This window comes from Hydrogenophaga sp. 2FB (genome assembly GCF_005503365.1).
In the GTDB taxonomy this organism is placed as follows: Bacteria; Pseudomonadota; Gammaproteobacteria; order Burkholderiales; family Burkholderiaceae_C; genus Hydrogenophaga.
The window spans coordinates 109567-126077 of the sequence record NZ_SCML01000002.1; the positions used below are offsets into that span (position 1 = coordinate 109567).

Annotated in this window: 20 protein-coding genes; 7 read left to right on the forward strand and 13 right to left on the reverse strand. The window is 59.3% G+C overall.

Annotation, left to right across the window (positions count from 1 at the left end):
* Positions 1-378 precede the first annotated feature (378 nt).
* From FFS09_RS01550 to FFS09_RS01575, 6 genes are all read right to left on the reverse strand, one after another.
* A complete protein-coding gene (locus FFS09_RS01550; protein ID WP_137917107.1) occupies positions 379-1182 on the reverse strand; it encodes a hypothetical protein in 804 nt (267 codons plus the stop codon).
* A gap of 298 nt (positions 1183-1480) precedes the next feature.
* Positions 1481-2125, reverse strand: a complete 645-nt coding sequence (locus FFS09_RS01555) for a hypothetical protein (protein ID WP_137917108.1) — start codon at positions 2123-2125, stop codon at positions 1481-1483.
* A 33-nt stretch (positions 2126-2158) separates the two neighbouring features.
* The gene (locus FFS09_RS01560) at positions 2159-3139 is read right to left on the reverse strand and encodes an Ivy family c-type lysozyme inhibitor (protein WP_137917109.1); all 981 of its coding nucleotides are present in this window, start codon (positions 3137-3139) and stop codon (positions 2159-2161) included.
* Between the two features lie 154 nt (positions 3140-3293).
* Entirely contained in the window at positions 3294-3932 is a 639-nt protein-coding gene (locus FFS09_RS01565) for a hypothetical protein (RefSeq protein WP_137917110.1), read from the reverse strand.
* Positions 3933-4024: 92 nt separating this feature from the next.
* Positions 4025-4585 carry a phage protein NinX family protein gene (locus FFS09_RS01570; RefSeq protein ID WP_137917111.1) on the reverse strand — a complete coding sequence of 187 codons (561 nt, stop codon included), beginning with the start codon at positions 4583-4585 and terminating at the stop codon, positions 4025-4027.
* 30 nt (positions 4586-4615) lie between these two features.
* Positions 4616-5116, reverse strand: a complete 501-nt coding sequence (locus tag FFS09_RS01575) for a phage protein NinX family protein (protein ID WP_171019824.1) — start codon at positions 5114-5116, stop codon at positions 4616-4618.
* A 631-nt stretch (positions 5117-5747) separates the two neighbouring features.
* Between FFS09_RS01575 and FFS09_RS01580 the strand changes: the two genes are divergently transcribed.
* Entirely contained in the window at positions 5748-6443 is a 696-nt protein-coding gene (locus tag FFS09_RS01580; RefSeq protein ID WP_137917113.1) for a hypothetical protein, read from the forward strand.
* Positions 6444-6462: 19 nt separating this feature from the next.
* Here the strand turns inward: FFS09_RS01580 and FFS09_RS01585 are convergent, their stop codons facing one another.
* Genes FFS09_RS01585 through FFS09_RS01595 form a run of 3 tightly spaced genes read right to left on the reverse strand, consistent with a single transcriptional unit; the run spans position 6463 to position 8654 of the window.
* Entirely contained in the window at positions 6463-7194 is a 732-nt protein-coding gene (locus FFS09_RS01585) for a hypothetical protein (RefSeq protein WP_137917114.1), read from the reverse strand.
* Positions 7195-7197: 3 nt separating this feature from the next.
* Positions 7198-8046, reverse strand: a complete 849-nt coding sequence (locus FFS09_RS01590) for a hypothetical protein (RefSeq protein ID WP_137917115.1) — start codon at positions 8044-8046, stop codon at positions 7198-7200.
* A complete protein-coding gene (locus FFS09_RS01595) occupies positions 8046-8654 on the reverse strand; it encodes a hypothetical protein (RefSeq protein WP_137917116.1) in 609 nt (202 codons plus the stop codon). Before FFS09_RS01595 ends, FFS09_RS01590 begins: the two co-directional genes overlap by 1 nt.
* A gap of 175 nt (positions 8655-8829) precedes the next feature.
* On the opposite strand from FFS09_RS01595, the gene FFS09_RS01600 reads away from it, so the two are divergent.
* The 6 genes from FFS09_RS01600 (at position 8830) to FFS09_RS01625 (ending at position 12869) form a co-directional block, all read left to right on the forward strand.
* Complete coding sequence (locus FFS09_RS01600) at positions 8830-9714, forward strand: hypothetical protein (RefSeq protein ID WP_137917117.1); 885 nt, start codon at positions 8830-8832, stop codon at positions 9712-9714.
* Positions 9707-9937, forward strand: a complete 231-nt coding sequence (locus FFS09_RS01605) for a hypothetical protein (RefSeq protein ID WP_137917118.1) — start codon at positions 9707-9709, stop codon at positions 9935-9937. Before FFS09_RS01600 ends, FFS09_RS01605 begins: the two co-directional genes overlap by 8 nt.
* Positions 9924-10148, forward strand: a complete 225-nt coding sequence (locus tag FFS09_RS01610; RefSeq protein WP_137917119.1) for a hypothetical protein — start codon at positions 9924-9926, stop codon at positions 10146-10148. Before FFS09_RS01605 ends, FFS09_RS01610 begins: the two co-directional genes overlap by 14 nt.
* Complete coding sequence (locus tag FFS09_RS01615; RefSeq protein ID WP_137917120.1) at positions 10145-10567, forward strand: hypothetical protein; 423 nt, start codon at positions 10145-10147, stop codon at positions 10565-10567. Before FFS09_RS01610 ends, FFS09_RS01615 begins: the two co-directional genes overlap by 4 nt.
* 142 nt (positions 10568-10709) lie before the next feature.
* Positions 10710-11567: a hypothetical protein gene (locus FFS09_RS01620; RefSeq protein WP_137917121.1), complete on the forward strand. Its 858-nt coding sequence runs from the start codon at positions 10710-10712 to the stop codon at positions 11565-11567.
* A gap of 51 nt (positions 11568-11618) precedes the next feature.
* Entirely contained in the window at positions 11619-12869 is a 1251-nt protein-coding gene (locus tag FFS09_RS01625; protein WP_137917122.1) for a hypothetical protein, read from the forward strand.
* A gap of 110 nt (positions 12870-12979) precedes the next feature.
* Here FFS09_RS01625 and FFS09_RS01630 read toward each other — a convergent pair whose 3' ends face one another.
* The 4 genes from FFS09_RS01630 to FFS09_RS01645 form a co-directional block, all read right to left on the reverse strand.
* Positions 12980-13762, reverse strand: a complete 783-nt coding sequence (locus FFS09_RS01630) for a hypothetical protein (protein WP_137917123.1) — start codon at positions 13760-13762, stop codon at positions 12980-12982.
* A 57-nt stretch (positions 13763-13819) separates the two neighbouring features.
* Positions 13820-14560: a hypothetical protein gene (locus FFS09_RS01635; protein WP_137917124.1), complete on the reverse strand. Its 741-nt coding sequence runs from the start codon at positions 14558-14560 to the stop codon at positions 13820-13822.
* Positions 14561-14942: 382 nt separating this feature from the next.
* Positions 14943-15623 carry a hypothetical protein gene (locus FFS09_RS01640; RefSeq protein ID WP_137917125.1) on the reverse strand — a complete coding sequence of 227 codons (681 nt, stop codon included), beginning with the start codon at positions 15621-15623 and terminating at the stop codon, positions 14943-14945.
* A gap of 41 nt (positions 15624-15664) precedes the next feature.
* The gene (locus FFS09_RS01645) at positions 15665-16450 is read right to left on the reverse strand and encodes a hypothetical protein (RefSeq protein ID WP_137917126.1); all 786 of its coding nucleotides are present in this window, start codon (positions 16448-16450) and stop codon (positions 15665-15667) included.
* Positions 16451-16511 lie beyond the last annotated feature (61 nt).

A 16511-nucleotide genomic window follows, 5' to 3' on the forward strand; every position in this document is an offset into this window, starting at 1 on the left:
CATGTGGGCGGCGTTAGGAGGAAGGTTGAAGCTCGCGCTGCATTTTCGACATTCATCTGAAAACCATGTCACAACATTGCGCCAAGAATGATTAACTTAATATCGGATGAGGGTGGCCGACATGCATGCGCATGAGGCTGCGGAGATGCAGGTGAGGCAAAAGGTATTCGCAGCCAGAGAGATTTCGACAGTTGACATGTAATGGGTCTTCATATGCTCGAAAGATCGCGAATCCGATGCCGGTACTGAGCACCGAAATAAGGCAATCGAACTACGCTTGCGTGCGAAAACGGCATTCGCCATGTTCCGTTGTGCCAAAACGCGCAATTTCCGGCGCTTAGACCAAAACCCTGAGTCCGCAACGCTGTGAGCCACATGTCAGATCCCCGCGCGCCGCGGACGTGCTTGGGACGGCGGCCGCGGCGTGGCCGCTGTGCTTGGCGTGTCAGTCTCGTGAGACCCCGGTGGCGTTGCGACAGGGGGTGCAGATGAAGCGCGAGCGATGGCGCCTTTCATCTGAAGTGCAAGCACTCGCCGGTGGGCATTGGGGTCGCTGCCCATCTTCGAGATCACGAAGCGATCGAAATCTCCTGCCTCGATATGACTGTTGCCAGGGCCCATTCTTCGATGCTTGGGAATGCCCTGTGTGTCAGCGCCGAACTCGATGAAGTGCATGGCCAAGGGAATCAGTGGACCGCGGGAAAGAAGCACTTCCAGCGGAGCGCATGCTTCCTCTCCAGTGTCGCGCAGTGCTTCGTGGTCATCCAAGTCAAAGAAGAGGTTCGACAGGTAGGCGCGGAGCACCAGTTCAAACCGATCTGTGATCACACCTTTGGGAAGCGACTCCCAGTTTCTGGTGAAGTCCTTGAGGTGTTTGCGACGGCGAAAAATCTCGCTCGGAATCCCGTGTGAAGTGTCGGTCTCACTGCTCCAGTATGGAATCCTTAGTTCAATGACTCGCATGAGTCGAGCTGTCACGGCCTCGATGTCAGACCCATACAGAGATCCCCAAGGACCAAAGCCATCATTCAATTTGGCGAGGGAGAAACAGTGCGTGAGCAGGCGATGGTGATGAACCGCCATCCTCGCGAAGGTGAGGCGCCTGGTGGGCTTGATGCGAAGCAGCGACTTCAGAAAATCAGCGTCGTGATGCCAGGTGGTGTGGTTGAAGTCTTTTGCCATAGGTGAACTGGAATCGCGAACCGAAAGGTGAGCTCCAGCCAGTCGGGCGGTGTGTCGAAAAGCTGCCTATGGGATATTTTATAGGCAGCACAACTCATTGAACGCGGGCTCCACATGACAGACAAAACCAAACTCAAACTGACGTTCACGGTCACGGTTGAGTACGACGCCGATCCCGTGAACTACCCCGAGGGGCAGTAGGACAGCGAAAGCATGTTGAAGATTGACATTGCCAATGCGGATGAGGATCCGTACAGCTTTCTCGACGCCGGCGAGTGGAAGATTACAGGTGAGATCGTCAAGTAGACGCCGCGCTTTCCCGGCCTGATCTGACCTCGGCCAGTCCGGGTGGCGTAGCCGTCCATTCAGGGGCCCTGAGCGCCACGATTCGAACGCCTTCAGAGCTGAACCGCGCTTCCAGTGCTGGCTGACGGCCCTCGACGTGTTGCGGCGCCATGAAGAACGCGTACTGGAGCTCAGAGCCGTTCTTTTTCAAGTAGGCAATGTCCCGCTTGAGCTTCTGGTTGTTGGTGACATTCGCCGCGGCAAAGACTTCGCCATGGAGCTTGGTGGGATCGGCCTTGCTGTAGATATCGCGGCCCTTCATCGTTCCCAGGTTCACCGAAAAAGGTCCGAGCTCAGGGTGATGCTGCAGGAGCCACTTGGCCGCTCGCGCACTGGCCAGGTATGTGAACGACTGGTTGAGCTGCTCGATGAAGTTCAATGGCCTCTTGGGATCGATCGGATCCAGGCCGCCGAGGCCCGATTTGAGCTTCCAGAGCAGCGAAAGGCTCTCCTCGGCATGCTCGCACCTCCGTAGCGCCCTGAGCGCCTGGTGGGCTGATTCCGCCACCATGCGCTCGATCTCATCGGCTTGCTCAACCGTGGCGATGTCGCAGGTCTTCTGGATCTGCCATGGTGATGGATCTGTCCCGTGGGTCATCGGTGGCCACCGGTTTCTGTTGCGGGCCCGTGATCAAGGGCGATTCAGCAGGAGGCGCCCGTCCTTGAGCGAAAGGTACCGACCATCGCCGGCCTCGAGCATGTCGATCCATCTGCGATCTACCCCCGAGTCCAGTGGCCTGGTGCCGTAGTGAAAGACCTCAGTGGTTCGGTCCTGCAGGACGACGGCAAAGGCGTCCCCTGTGAAGCCGTCGAGGACCACCGCACCCCAGACCGAGTCACAGTTGCTTTTCTGGCAGGCTTCCATCAGCACGAAGCGGCCGTCGACGAGTCCAGAGGATCCTGGGCCACTGAGGGCGGCGCGAATGGCGCGGAAGTTGTTCGGGCCAGTGCTCGCAACCAGGCCTTTTCTTTGGACCTCATCTTCCATGAAGCTCTCTGGGTGCTCGCCGACAAAGCTGAGAAACCGTGAGTTGAACTTGTCGTGCACGTAGCCCTTGCCTTTGAAATACGTGCGCTTCGTGGCCGTCAGGTCACCGAGGTCGTTGACATCACCGCCGTAGAGGTTGCTGATGACCGATTGCTTGATCTCACTGCCCTGGAAGGTGAAGCCGAAGGTGGTTGGCTTCCCCCTCGGACCGATAAAAGCCGTGCCCACCTGGGAGATTCTGAGGTTCTTCTGGTCGATAAGCACGACATAGTAGTCGCTGTAGGTGTGACAGATGGAGCCCCCGCAGTTGGCTGACACGATCGCGACTTTCGCGTTCTTCGCGCTCGGCCATGCGGCGTTGATGTGCACGATGGAGTCGCAGATGCTGGTGTCGTTGAATGAGGTCGATGTCGGCGATCGAGAGACCAGTCGCGAGAAATCGCAGCGTTGTGACGTCGAGTCGCGCTCGCTGCGGATCTCAGCGCCATTGGCGAATGTCACTGCATCGATCGACTGGTACTCGCCGACATTGGGACTCCAGCTGAAATCCGCCTTGGGCAGCGCCTGGGCATGAACTGGTGTCAGCGTGACGATGCCAACGCCTGTAGCCAGGAATACGGCCATTGCAAGCCGCCTCGCGACGTGCATGAGCGATTTCGAGAGTCCTGTCGTCGTTTTCCCCACGCTTCCTCCTGAGCAGATTTAGATGCCGTATTCTGCATTGGGCGGCGAGGGGTGGCGTTCCCAATGTTTCAGGCCGGCGTCATTTCCAACTCTTTCAGAGACCAATACGGCGAGACCGCGCAGGAGTGTCCGCCGAATTTGAGCCTGTTGGCACCAATGCGGCGCGCCCGGCTTGAATACTGGCCACAGCCCGGGTCATCAAGGCCTCCTTCACCAGGTCGCCAATCAAGCTTGCGGACCCGTGCACAGCTGCGGTAAACCCCAGGATGTCTCCCTTGCTGACATCGGTCACCGAGGTTTCCCCGAATACTCGACAGATCACGCCTGGCTGGTCCGTCATCGGGACGTTGTCGAGGTCGGCGCCGGCCTCGAGGAGCGCGGTGATGATCGATGAAGACCACGTGTGCTTGTATTCGATCGCCTGCTGGAGCACGGTGCCGCACTCTTTGGTGTTCGGCCCATCACCGGTGCGAGAGAAGTTGGTGTCAGCGAGCGAGATGTATCCGGCGGTGACGTATGCCTTGAACAAGGTTCTCACGTCCTCCTCGGCACCAGGCTTCCACTCATCAGTGAAAAACTTTCTCATGGACCGTTGCGTGATGTCACGAAGCGTGGTCGGGTAGAAGATCGGGATGCGCCTGTCGATGAAGCCCATCAACCGCGGCATCATGCCGTGAATGTCGGCGGCACTGTAGCCGGCCTTGAACACCTTGAAGAAGAGTTCGTGGTGCAAGTGGGCCTGGTCATACTCATGCTTCGCAGCATCCCGCTCCGAAGTGGCCGCGGGGAAGACTGTGCGTGCGCGTGAAGCTTGGGCGCCCATCCTCAAGGGCCTTTGCGACGGACGCTCTTGGTCGTGACTTGGGCATGCTGGGGTTCCTGCTGCTCAACGGAATCTGCGTGGGGCTGCTCACGTTTGAGTGTGTTCTGAACCCCTTGGACGAGTTCAATGGGCACTTGAACCTCGGCGCCAAGCTTGAATGCGACAAGTGCGCGGAAACCGGCGATGAGGCGGGTTGTCCCGTAGTAGCCGCCAGCCTCGCCGATCATGAACGTCGGGTCCATGTTCTCGCCTTCGTAGCTCGTCGTCAGACTGTGACCTGTCCATTGATCGCACTCAGCGAACCACTGCGGGATTCGCTGGGTGGTTGTGAAGCCTTTGTCATCAACCTCGTATGTGTCGTTTGCTCGGATGGTGGTGATGTTCATGCGATCAAGGATCGGACCACCAAGCCCCCAGTCTGTGGAGTAGTTGGTCGCCGGAAATTCCATGCCGATGCCGTTGACAGTGGGCACCTGGCTGTATTCCTCGCCCTCGCACTTCGCCACCGCCCAGTCGAGCGCGGCGCCGGAGAGATCGGAAACTTTGATCGCGGTCATGGTCATGAGGAATTCCTCGCTGTGCCCGTATAGTTTTCAAGGACCCTTGCGGCGAGCGACCTTGGTTGTAGCCGGGGATTGCGGGGTCTCCTGCGGCGCGGAATCTGAACGGGGATTCTCAGGTTTTGTGATGCTTCCCACACCGCGCATAAGTTCGACGGGCACCTGAATCTCAACGCCAAGATTCGATGCCACCAGGCAGCGCAAGGCCGCGATGCGAGGAGTTGAGCCGAAGAAGTAGCCCTCGAGGTTGTGCATCGACGCCCTGAACTTGTTTTCAGGCTCCGGCCAGTCAGTGCGAATCAACTGCAAGCCTTGATCATAGAGTCGATCAAGGATCGGCCCACCCTGTGCCCAATCCGTGGAGGGCTTAAATTCGACACCCGAATCCACACCCATTTCGTGCAACTCCGCGTCCAGTACAACTGGGCCCGTCATGGTGTGATTCATGCCGATCTCGGCTCGAAGGTTCACCGCCTTCGCCACCGCCCAATCGAGTGCAACGCCGGTGAGTTCGGAAACTTTGATCGTGATCATGTGAATGCCTAACAGGTAAAAGAGGTGCGGATGGAAGACCGAAGACTGCCTGGAGCTATTGGATGAAGCAAGTAGCCTATAGGATATCGTATAGACAAACATCATCCTCGGTTTTTTGATCTTCGGTGGGGCCCTCAATTTCTCTCGAGCACTGGGACGATCCCTAGGACTTGTGCCTCAGCCTGAAGGAGCGTTGGCGCGCAGCATTCGTCTGGGCGCCGGGTTTTGGGGGGCGACCCCTTGGTGCTGAAGGCTTGGTCCAGGGCAGGCCCTTAATGCTCTCCCGAGCCACCACATCCATGAGTGCATATGCCATGGCCGCGGCTGCATACCGAGCGGCCGCGAGGGCGGAGTCTGCTTGAGGGATGCCAATGCGAACGGCTCCCCAGTCGCCGGGCGCTCGTTCAATTCCGCTCTCACCATGAACCAGAACGATCAGGCGCTCCGTCCACCTACCGCTGGCGCGGCATTGTGCCCCTGCGGATTCCAGCAAGCTGCGCAATGTCATGGCGTCATCAATGTTGATGTTCGGCACGACGCGCGGCAGTGGGAAGAAGAATGGGATCGACATATAACGTTACTGTAACGTAAAATACTGGCAAGGTCTACGAAAGCACGAAAGCAGTTCTCCATGGAAACCAAAGAATTTGAAGTCTTGCTCGGCGCATGTGCTGAGGTGGCGGAGTTGTTCCCTGAAGGTGTCATCTACATCGGCGGCATCGCGGTGTACCTTCACGCCAAGAACGTAGCCACCACCAGTGAACTGGCGGAGTTCACGCACGATGCCGATTTCTACATCTCATTCGCCGACATGGGTGACTTGCGTGACATCGAGGAGGTGACTCCGAATAGGCGCCTGAGCAAGCACCAGATGATCAAGAAGGGATTTGAATTCGACATCTACACTGAGCGGCAGTCATCACTCATCGTTCCCTACGACATGGTCCTGTCGAGTTCCGATGTGTATGGCGGCATGCGGGTTGCGTCATTGGAGCATCTGCTGGTGCTCAAGCTGATGGCGTTCATGGATCGCAAGGGCAGTTCCAAGGGTGACAAGGATGCCAAGGACTTGCTTCGAATCGCCGCGGTGGCTTCTCAGGGCGGGAATGGCTTCAGGCCTGAGCTGGCGTTGCCGTATTTGCAGGACGAACACCTTGCCCTGCTAAAACAGGTGGCGGGAGGGCCGCATGCTCTTTCGCTCGCGCAGGGCAACGCCATGCTTGCGAAGCGGATCCGCGCCGACTTCACCTCGGTGGTCACATCGCTGACAACGCCTCCAGAGGCTGAGGCTGGTAAACCCGCGGTCAAGCGCTCCAGGAAGCCATAGCCATTTCCTGGGACGGCCCTCAGATCGCCCGGCGACCGCGCCGCAGCGCCTGGCTTGTTGCAGCGCCTGATACCGTTGGTTTGCCAAAGGCATCGCTCGCGCCTTCAATGTGCTGAAGCATTTCGGCCTGAACGATGGCCGCCACGCACCGTGGGATCAACCCGGAATCACCTGCGCTCAGTCGCTGCATCAGATACGAAACCTCGCCGACGCCGACTTCAATGGTGGTGCCCAGGTGCTCACGTCGGATCGGCTTTGACGGCGTTTCTCGGGGGTCGGCTCCAAGCCGCAGCAGGGCGACGGCCGCCTTGGCGTTCACAACACGCAGCGAGGCGTCGAAGAGATTCACGCCCTCAAGGACCTCATTCGATGGCTGATCCCAGCGCAATGGCAGCTGGGTGTCCGCCAGGCTGAAATAGCCGGCATCCATGTACCGCCGCATCAGGTCCGTGAGTTCATCATCCAGACCTTGGCACCAATACCACGTGCAGAAGACCGTTGCCGGGTTCAGCTCGACTGTCTTGTACGCCGCGGAGCGCCAATGGAGGTTGGGCATGTGCAGGGGCGCCTTGATTTCGATGAAGTGGTGAACCAGCGCCAGCGCCTTCCGTGCGACGTTGATGGATACGGGAAGGCCATGGGATTCAAACAGCTCACCAAGCGCCTGCGCATGCGCGCGGCCGGGCTCATCGAGATGGATGCTGTGTTCATCGGCAAAGCGGATGAGTTCAGGGCTGAGGCTCGTGCTCACGGTTCAGAGCCTTCTGCGCCTGCTGCTGTGCGCGGATGTGGTGATCCGCGATGAAGAGCCGTGATCGGCGGGCGATCCCCCACCCGTACCAGGACCCTCCTTCCCCAGCTCGATCTGACTGTGCATCGCGGCATGCATTGCCGCTGCATGCTGCCGGCGCCGGCCCATGTCAATCGCTTGCCTGACCGGGTGCTCAGCAGCAATCCCCAGCACTAGGTCCAAAAACGCCTCGTGGGCACCTGGAGGAATCGTGGTGTTGAAGCCCGCAAGGGGCTGTGGCTTGAGGGGCATGGCCTCCGCCAAGGCGCCAAGATCCATCAAGCTGGAGATGGCCTGGGTATTTCCGCAGCAGACAGCCACCTCAAGGTAGGAGCCGCTCGCAGGCATCTTGTTGTGGACAGCTCGATCGTCAGCGAGGTCCAGGTACCCGTTCTCGGCGTAGGTGGCCAGCAAATGGTGCAAGGACTCCACCAGCGGCTCGTACCACTTCCCAGAGATCAAGCTGGTCATCATCGCCACTGTGATGGTGTCGGGAGTGATGCGACCGCCTATGGTGTTGGAGTCGGCGCCGTCCGAAGATCTTGTGCCTTCATTCTCTGCAGCCTCCCAGGGCTGAAACGAAATGGACCGAGAAGCGAAGCCGTGCAGCCTGGCGTAGGTCTGCATGCCCTGCTTGCGGATCCAGTGGTATTTGGGATCGGATCTGTCCGCCCCATCAAGCCCCTGAAACGCTGAGGTCATCAGCGTCCGGTGAATGGCCTCTTGAGTCTCCTGCGGCAGCGATGCATCACGCTCCAGAATCCCGAGAATGTCGGTATCGGCAATCAACGAGAAAGCAGGGTGGAGTTCCATCAGAGTCCCTTTCGGCGGTGTTTCGGTGGGACGGCAGCCCCGCACGGCGCAAACCCCGAGGAGCGCGCGATCGACCGATTCATGATCGCCGTGTTCATGGCGGTGATCATCGGGTGTCCAGGCTCGCGATCAATTCGCAGGAAGCCCTCAAAATCACCGGATGCAACGCCAGAGAGCATGTACGCATGCCTGGGGACCAGGCTCAGGTCCGAGCCGAGCATGATGAGCGCCGCGGCCCCGGGAATGTTCCCACGTGCAATCGCTTGCTCCAGCAGTGTGCCGTCCAGGTGCATCTCTGGGACGCGCGGGTCGTTGACGTCCAGGTATCCACGCTCCACATACAGCGCAAGCAAATCACCGAGGTCGTTCGCGATTTCTGGCTTCCAGGGCGTCTCCACCAGGTCGCGGAAGTTTTCGAGGACGTAGAGAGTGCGGCAGAGCTCCCCTGTATCGCGATCCCGGGCGTCTGCACGCACCTGATTGGCAATGAGGGGGATGCCTCGCTCGATGAAAGCGCGGAGTTCTTCTGCCTGCGAGCGAAAGGCGTCGACATTCTTTTGAGAACCACCAATTGAGTGCACCAGGGCCGTGAGGGCTTTGTAGTGCAACCCGCCCTCGTGCTCATCGTCCTCAGCTGTGCACTGAACCCCGGACTCCTGATCCGAAATCCTGCCTGGCAAAGGGTTGTGCACGAGCGGTCCTGTCGGGATGGTTGGCGAACGAATGGGCGCTCAGTATACTGTGTTAAGCATATCTGTAACGCACACAAGCATATCCACCTTCATGGACCCGACACCCACAGACCAAAGCCCAGCTTCGCTGCTGAAGTCGATTCAGGCAACCGCGCGATCAATCGAAAGGGAGATTGAGCGCCTGGCCAAACGTGCTCCACCCAGCCCCAAGGTCGCCGAGAAAGATGCCCTGCAGCGCCGTGACATCAAGAAAGAGATCGACCGAGGCCTGCACGAGCTGCACTGCCTGGCCGTCGAGCTTGGAATTGCGTCCCCACAGCCTGAGAGGTACGGAGAAAAGCGTGTGGCGGCCGGGTTTGGTCGGCATGCCCTGGAGTTTCGCCGGGCGCCTCGGCAAGACGGAGCCATCCACTCCAACTCCCTTGTGGGAGGGAAGAGCGAAGACCAAGACGGCGCAAGCGATGCCTTCGATGCCGATGTGCTGGATTCCGGTGGCCTCATGCATGAGCGGTACCGCGCCCTCATCGAAGGGATGTCCGTCTCGGTTGACGTCAGCACGGGTGAGGCTGACGCTGGGCACCGGCTGTTTGGGACGGTCTGCGAGGTGATGGACGATCCTCAGAGCAAGCACGGCGTGACGCTACTCATCCAAGATGCGGAGCCGAACTACGTGCGCGCGGCCGCCCATGTGCCCGAAGCGCAAACGCCACATGCCCCGAAGACCGTGCTGCAGCCGCAGGGCACTGGACCCTACGATGCCAATCGGATTGCGTGGGAGCTCGATCGAACGGCGCTGGGTGACGCCCACTATGGAAACGCACTGCGCGTTGCCAAGGATATGGCCTTTCTGGATGACCGCGATCGGGCGTTGCTCGATCGGTTCGCCACCAGCGCCCAGGCGGGTACCGATCACGTTGAACTGCAAGGCCTGGCCAACAAGGTACGGGAATCGGCGAAGGAGACTTGGCATGAGTGAAGAGTGCGCAGCACGCGCGGTCCTCAGGACGATCATGGAGTCGCACAAGTTCAACGTCGCATCCATGCGTCCGACCGATGTGCACGCACTGTGCTACGCCGTGCTCAATCCGCAGGAGGGGGATGAGGAATCTCGCGAGACGCCCACATCCGCGGCTGCTCGGTGCGTCCGGGCAGGGCAGGTCGGTCATCAACTGCAAGGAGAGCGCCGTGAGCAAATTTGAAGACTTCGACACCATGGTGCTGGAGGAGATCCGTCTACGCCCCAGGAACTTCACCCAGCTGCAAACGAAAATCATCATGGATGCAGCCGCGCCGCTTGGGGCAGAGGGCTTCCGGGTTCTGGATCGACGGCTGCAGGCCATGCGCAAGACCGGGAAGATCCGATTTCAGGGCGGCATGTGGCATTACGTGCCAGAGACGGAGCGCACATGAAAAACTTGAACGATGCCGGTGCACGCAAAGCGTTGACCAGGGCTGCGGAGTTACTGCTTGAAAACGCCAAGGAGCTGCTCCAGTCGCACACCATTGGTGGCGACGGGAATTGGACGGGCGAGGAAGAAGCCAAAGCGGCTCACGACGAGTTGATCGCGGTTGCAGGGCGTCTCACGGCGCTGCTGGGCGTCAAGGTCGAAGAAGCCAGCCTGGTCACTGCCGGAGCTGAGAACGAGGACTCCGAGATGCGCCAGGCGCTCCGTTTCTACGCCGAAGGCAACCACTTCATTCCTGTGAACCCCGATGACTGGGAGTCGGTGAGTGGCGAGCCTGGCAATTTCCTTGAGGACGAAGCTCACACGGCAACGGTAGAAGACGGGACTGTCGCCAAGCGCGCACTCGCAGCAAAGCGAGCTTGAGATTGACGCAAATCGCCGGCTTCATGGGAGATAAGTCGGCGATGGGTGCTGCAATCAGTCAAGGGTATGGCGGTGATGGTGTGCCACAATCAGTGCAAAGAATATCATTTACACCAAAAGCCGTTGACCTGAGAGGCCGCATATGAGCAGAGCTGTTCTTCCGAAGCACTTCATCAATGAATTCGAGCTCTATCAGCGACGCGAGTTGGATCATGCGCGTGCTTTGACCGTACTTCTGAAGGGGACGGGTACCCCGGATGAGTTGATTGCGGCCCGCAGGACCTGCGAGCGTTTGATCGACAAAGGCGTGTCGCCGCGATTTGCTGGTCGCCAGGCCACTGACAAGTGGACCGGGCTTGCCTTGGAGATCACCAGCAAGCCCTGGCCAAAAAGCACCGAAGAAGACCTGAAAGCGCTGTTGGGCGCCTACATCTCGCGGGGCATGGTTGAACTCATTCCGAAGTTCATCCAAAGCGATTCGAAGGCGCCCTATCATTCGACCGTCCTCGACATCGCAGCCATGCAGGGCCACACGCAAGCTGTGCGTTTGATCGTGGATGTTCACCCCGTTCGCGCCTCCTATGAGGCCAATCCCAGGGCGCTGGTGAGCCGTACGGCCGAGCTCGCTGATGAGATTCATCATGCCTCTAAACAGCAAGGTCTCAGCTTGCTGCAGAAGGCGGCATTCGAAGACCGTCTCGAGCACCAGGTGAATCTTCTGCAGGACCTCATTGACGCGCATCCGGGGGTCTATGCGCCGACGGTGATTGCCACTGAAGCCGAGGCGTCCGCCCGAAAAATTGGCACGCAAAAGCATGCCTTTCGCTCGGCGATGACGCGGCTGTTTGCGATTGCCCTTGAGCCCCCGCAACAAGTCACGATCTACAAGGACCTTGTGGAAGCTGCGCATCGCGGTCTCAAGCCGACACCGGTGAAAACCAGCGAAAGCGCTGTTCTTGCAGAGAGCATGCATCGCATGAAGACTCCGCGGCCATTTTGAGTTCCGCTCCCGAAATCATCTGCCCCGTGCACATCAATCTCCTGAGGCCCTATGAACACACCGGATCGAAACTTTGTTTCTCAGGCAACGAACTGGAAAGGCACTCTGGTGCCGTGCAGCCACCTGTTCGAGGATGACGATTTCGTAGACCAGGCGCTCGCATCGTCGCCGCTGAATGACGTCGAATGGAGCTATCTCTTTGCGTACATGCACAGGCGTTTCGGCCCACCGCATGTGGGAGGCGACGACTACAAGGATCTGTCGGCCGGATGGATGCTTTCATCGCCCGACGCCAGCTTCTTTTTGGGTGTGTCCCCCAGCTTGACCGGCGCCAGGTTCTCCTTCACGCCGTACTTTGCCTGCGACAAATCCGAGCGGCGTCATCTCCATGACCAGGACTTTCCTGTCGACAGAAAAAATGAACTCAGTGCGGCGTATCGCGCCACACTCCTTGACCTTCTGCGGCCCGTCTGCATTCGGGACAACTGGATCAATGCCCTGGGCGAAGTCGACCACGATTCTCCGCTGCTGGGCGGAGAGAATGAGGAAGACGACGAACGAATCTATGAGGCCAAGCGTCACAGCTCCAGCGGATTCAGCATGCCCCTGGGCGTCTTCGGTGGAAAGGACTGGGTGAGCCTGGTCCAAATGATGGGCGCCATGGGCGATGGGAACATGGAAGCCGGTCGCAAGGCCGTCATTTCGGCTTTGCGCAAAGGGGTTTTCGACGAAGCTCGCGAGGCCTCGTTCGGCGTGAAGCGCCTGATGTTCCTCGGCGCTGGCGCTGAAGGCGAAGTCATTGCGAAGGGCTTGGAACTCAGCAAAGAAGTGCTGGACACCCTGGAGCGGGAGAACCGTTCGCTGGCCGAGCCGGATGCTGCAAAGAGCGCACTGATCGCGCAAATGGACGATGAGTCCATCAAAGCTGCCGTTGGGTACCTAGAGAGGCTCGGCATGCAATCCAATCAACTTGCAGAAAGGGTTCAGGTACTGCGGGTCAACGATGCCGTGGATCTGTCCTACCGCGCATTGACCGCGGTGCGCGGTGGAGAATTCCCGGAAGTTGAATTGCCAGACGTCATGCATGAAGCGGCCTCGGAATTCGTTGCCAAGCTCAAGGCCGGCTTCTCGAAGAAGGGGTGCCCCGAATTTTCGCAATGGGTTGATGAGACGGTGGCGCGGCCAGAAGGCATGAAGGCCCTTCAGCACATCATCGCTCACGTGAAATTCGACCAGGCGAGGTTGAAGCGCGAAAAAGCCAAGGAAGAGACGGCCCGAAAACCGAGCCGACCCAAGCGGTAACGATCGAGGGTTCTACATGCTTGCGGCGCCGACGAGCTGGACCTTGTTGGCCATGAGCCATTTCAACTCGAAGCCTGTGCGCCGAAATCGAAGTACGCGCCCTTGGGGGCTCAGATGCCGCGCCGACGAGATGATGGGGCGGGCTTGGCCGTCTCTGCCGCGTGTGTGAGTTCGGGGCTGAGGTGTGTGCCCTCTCTTAGTGCAGCAAGAGCAATGGCGGCCTGGTCCGCCTGCTCCTGAATATCGCGGTTCATTCGAGCGCTCAGATAGGTCTGGGCAACAGAGCTCCCGTGGCCCACCCAGTGCTCCATGAAGTAGTCGAAGTCGCCGGCAGGAAAGGTCTTGCCTCTGGCCGATCGGTTCTCCTGATGCGGGATGCCCGTTGTGTCGGCGCCAAGCTCAACAAGGGCACGTATCGAGGTGTGGTTGCGCCCACGCAGCGCGTACTCCAGCGCTTTGGTCCCGTTTGTAGCCTGATTGGGGCTGATGTATTCAGCTTTGCCGTAGGCCATGATGAGCTCGTACAGTAGCTGGTTGTGCGGGTAGTGGCTTCCGATCATCAGCAGGCTGTCCATTGCCGTTTTTGTCTGTGCGGCCTGCATTGGGGCGAACACCGTGGCCTCTTCCCAATGCAGCGAAATCGGGGCCTTGATGGCGATCATCCGAGTGAGCAAATTCCTCAGGGCCACGCGGTTGACCAGGGACATGGTATCGAACTTCTTGAGCGGCTCAGGTCCCCGCTCCGGGATGCCGATCGAGATGCCGGTGATGCTGCGCAGGAGCCACCCGTGGTACTGGGCCTGGTCAACAAGTGGGTTTCCAGGATCCGTGATCTGCTCTGAAGGAATCTGAACTCGCCTCACGGCAGAGGACATTGGAATGAAGTGAGCCATGAGCGCTTGAGATGAGGTTGTTTGGGCTGCGCCGGCGCTGGGCGAAGTGGTGAACGGTTAGATCGCAGCGCGCCGCCTGGCGGGCTTTTGAAGTTGATCGGCTTCATGAGTTGGCGTAGCCGAGCCCAGGATGACTCGACGCATTTCCGCCTCCATGGCCAGCGCATGAAGTCGCGGGTGCATGCTGATCGGTGAATCGTCGTCGCCGTGGAAAAAATCGACGAGCGCACATGCGTCGCCGGCCTTGATCAACTCTTTGCGCTTTCTGCGTTCGAAAACGTGATCTTTCCCAGGCACGTTGTCGAATGTGAAGCCGATCGCAAACAGCGCCATGATCAGGTCTGGCTTTCTCAGTTCCATGGCCACGCACAACAGATCGCCGGCCTCGGAGAACTTCTGATCTTCGGTGCCCCAGGATGTGACGATCTTGTCGTCACGAAAGCTGATGTAACCCGCCTCCATATAGCGTTGGAGCAGGGTGGTGATAGTGACGGTGCCGTCGCCCAAAGATGGCCAGAAGTTGCCGGCGAACGCAGAGAAGGGGTTCACCTCCCTCACCGGTCGACCAGGTCGCTTGAGGGCCTCAAGGACTGGAACACTGCGATCGATGAACTGGTTGAGCCGGTGGAGCGCAATCTCCCTTCGAACCTCGTTGGCGCCATGTGTGAGATGGTCCTGATACACGAAAAACTCATCCAGCGCCTGGCGGTGAGCTTCAGCGGCTTCGGGCGCGAAAAGTGATGCGTCCTGGCTTAGCTTTGAAGCCAGAATCGAAGGGTCAAGCTGCGCCGCCAACATGGAAGAGTGAGGCCTCGATGGATTGCCAAAGGTGAGGGATCATGAGGTTTGCCACGGAATTCAGTGCCATCGCCAACCGAAAAGGTAGTGTAGGCGATATAGTAAACGCATACACAATTCAGCCAGAACGCCTGTGAGCAAGCAATCCCGACCTCATCGCCTTGAGCTATCTCCGATGCCGCCCATTCCGAAGCGGGTCAGCCCGTTGGTGCGCTTTGCAGGCAGGGTTCTCGGCATCGGGCAGCATGTGAGTGATCATGGCCAGCCCTCGGGGCGCCCGGAGTTTGTCGAAACGGTGGCGTGGTGGACCACGCAGGACCTGACGGTTGCGCCTGCTGGTTCAGGGTTGAAGGCGGGACCCTCACCGGGGCGTGATGGCAACTCAGATCGATCGGCGCCGCGGTCGAGGGGTATGGGCCTCAATTGAGCCTTCTGGTGGGGGATTCGAATCGATGCCCCGACCGATCATGCGGCGCATTACGGCCGCGCGTACTTGCTGGGTCATCTCGGAGTCCGGGCCGAAGTCAATTTCGACGTAGCTGAGCAGGTCCCCAGCGGCCAGATAGCCATGGCCAACGATGTTGATGCCGGCCAGAGGCACCAGCGAGATGTCTGCACCGATATCGATCAGCGCCGCGCTGATTTCAGGGTGATTCGTCTTTATCGCACACTCGAGCAATGATGTCGGCCCACTGGGAAGCTCTGGAAACATCTGCAGCGAGAGGTCGATGTACCCTTCGGCGACATAGGCCTTGACCAGGTCGACGCCGACGACGCGCAGGGGTTTTGGCGTCGACCAGCTGATGAGTCGGCGAACTGCCATGATGTTGTTAGCCCGCAGATCGGCCGTGTCAATGGTCTCGGAGAGCTTCAGGATCGGGACTTTGCGGGCAATGAGGTCCTTCAGCCGGTGAAGGCGCGCAGCATTTAGCTTGCCCCAGTCGGGTGCGTGCCATGGAACCAGCGATTCGATGTCTGTAAGCAGTGCCTGGTGAAGTCGGCCCTGACCTAGATCTGGGAGGGTGCGGTCTTCGGCGATGGCCTGTTCAATCCTGGGATCCATTGCCTGCATCGTTATTTGAGGTGTCATTGGACGTTGGCCGATCACAGGCGGGCCCTGCGCGAGCGCGGTGCTGCAGGAGGTGGCTCTTGTGCCTTGATGGTGGCCGCCACCGCCGTGTTGATGCTGCGACGCATCAGTGCGGCACGCACAGCCAGATCAGTCGCGCTACCAGGATTGACCGATTCCTCCAGGAAGGTGAAAAAGTCGCCGGCCTTGGAAGGGAGGGTGCAGGTGAGCTCCGCTGCTAGCTCGGCGGTGGGCTGCATGGGCGTCTGAGTGATGTCGGCGCCGAGATCGATCAGAACAGCCGCGGCGTCGGCCGCCGAGCATTCGATCGCCAGCTCCAGAAGGGTGTCGCAGAGAACAAGGCTTGGCCGCCCACCTTGGGGGACCTCGATCGTGCTTGCGACGACGTCGAAGTATCCCGCGCGGCCGTAGGTGTCCAGCAGATCACGGACCACGTCGGGATGCTTGCTTCTGTGTGACCAGGTCACCACTTGGGGAATTAGCACGTGAGCGATCTGGTGAGGCCCCGTGACTTCGGACATCTCGATCAGAGCAACTCCACGGGCCGCAAAGTCGTGAATCAGCTCTAAGCAGTCAGCCAGGTGCGACTCGATCGAAAGCGGTTCAGCACCTCCGTCTGGAAGGTGAAGCACGTGCGCGAGGAGCCATGCATGCCTGGCCGCCTCCATGGCCGGGATGTCGATCGGCTCGCTCAACAGATCTCGGCCCAGCTCCAGGTGGGTTCGGACCTGGTGCCAGGTGGTGTCCAGACTGTTGAGCGGTTTCGTGGATGTCGAGATGAGTTCAGGCGTTTTGCTCATGACTTCAGGGAGCGTAGAGCTGGGGGCTCGGGTGAGGGTGTCACAACCTGGCGCGCCGAGG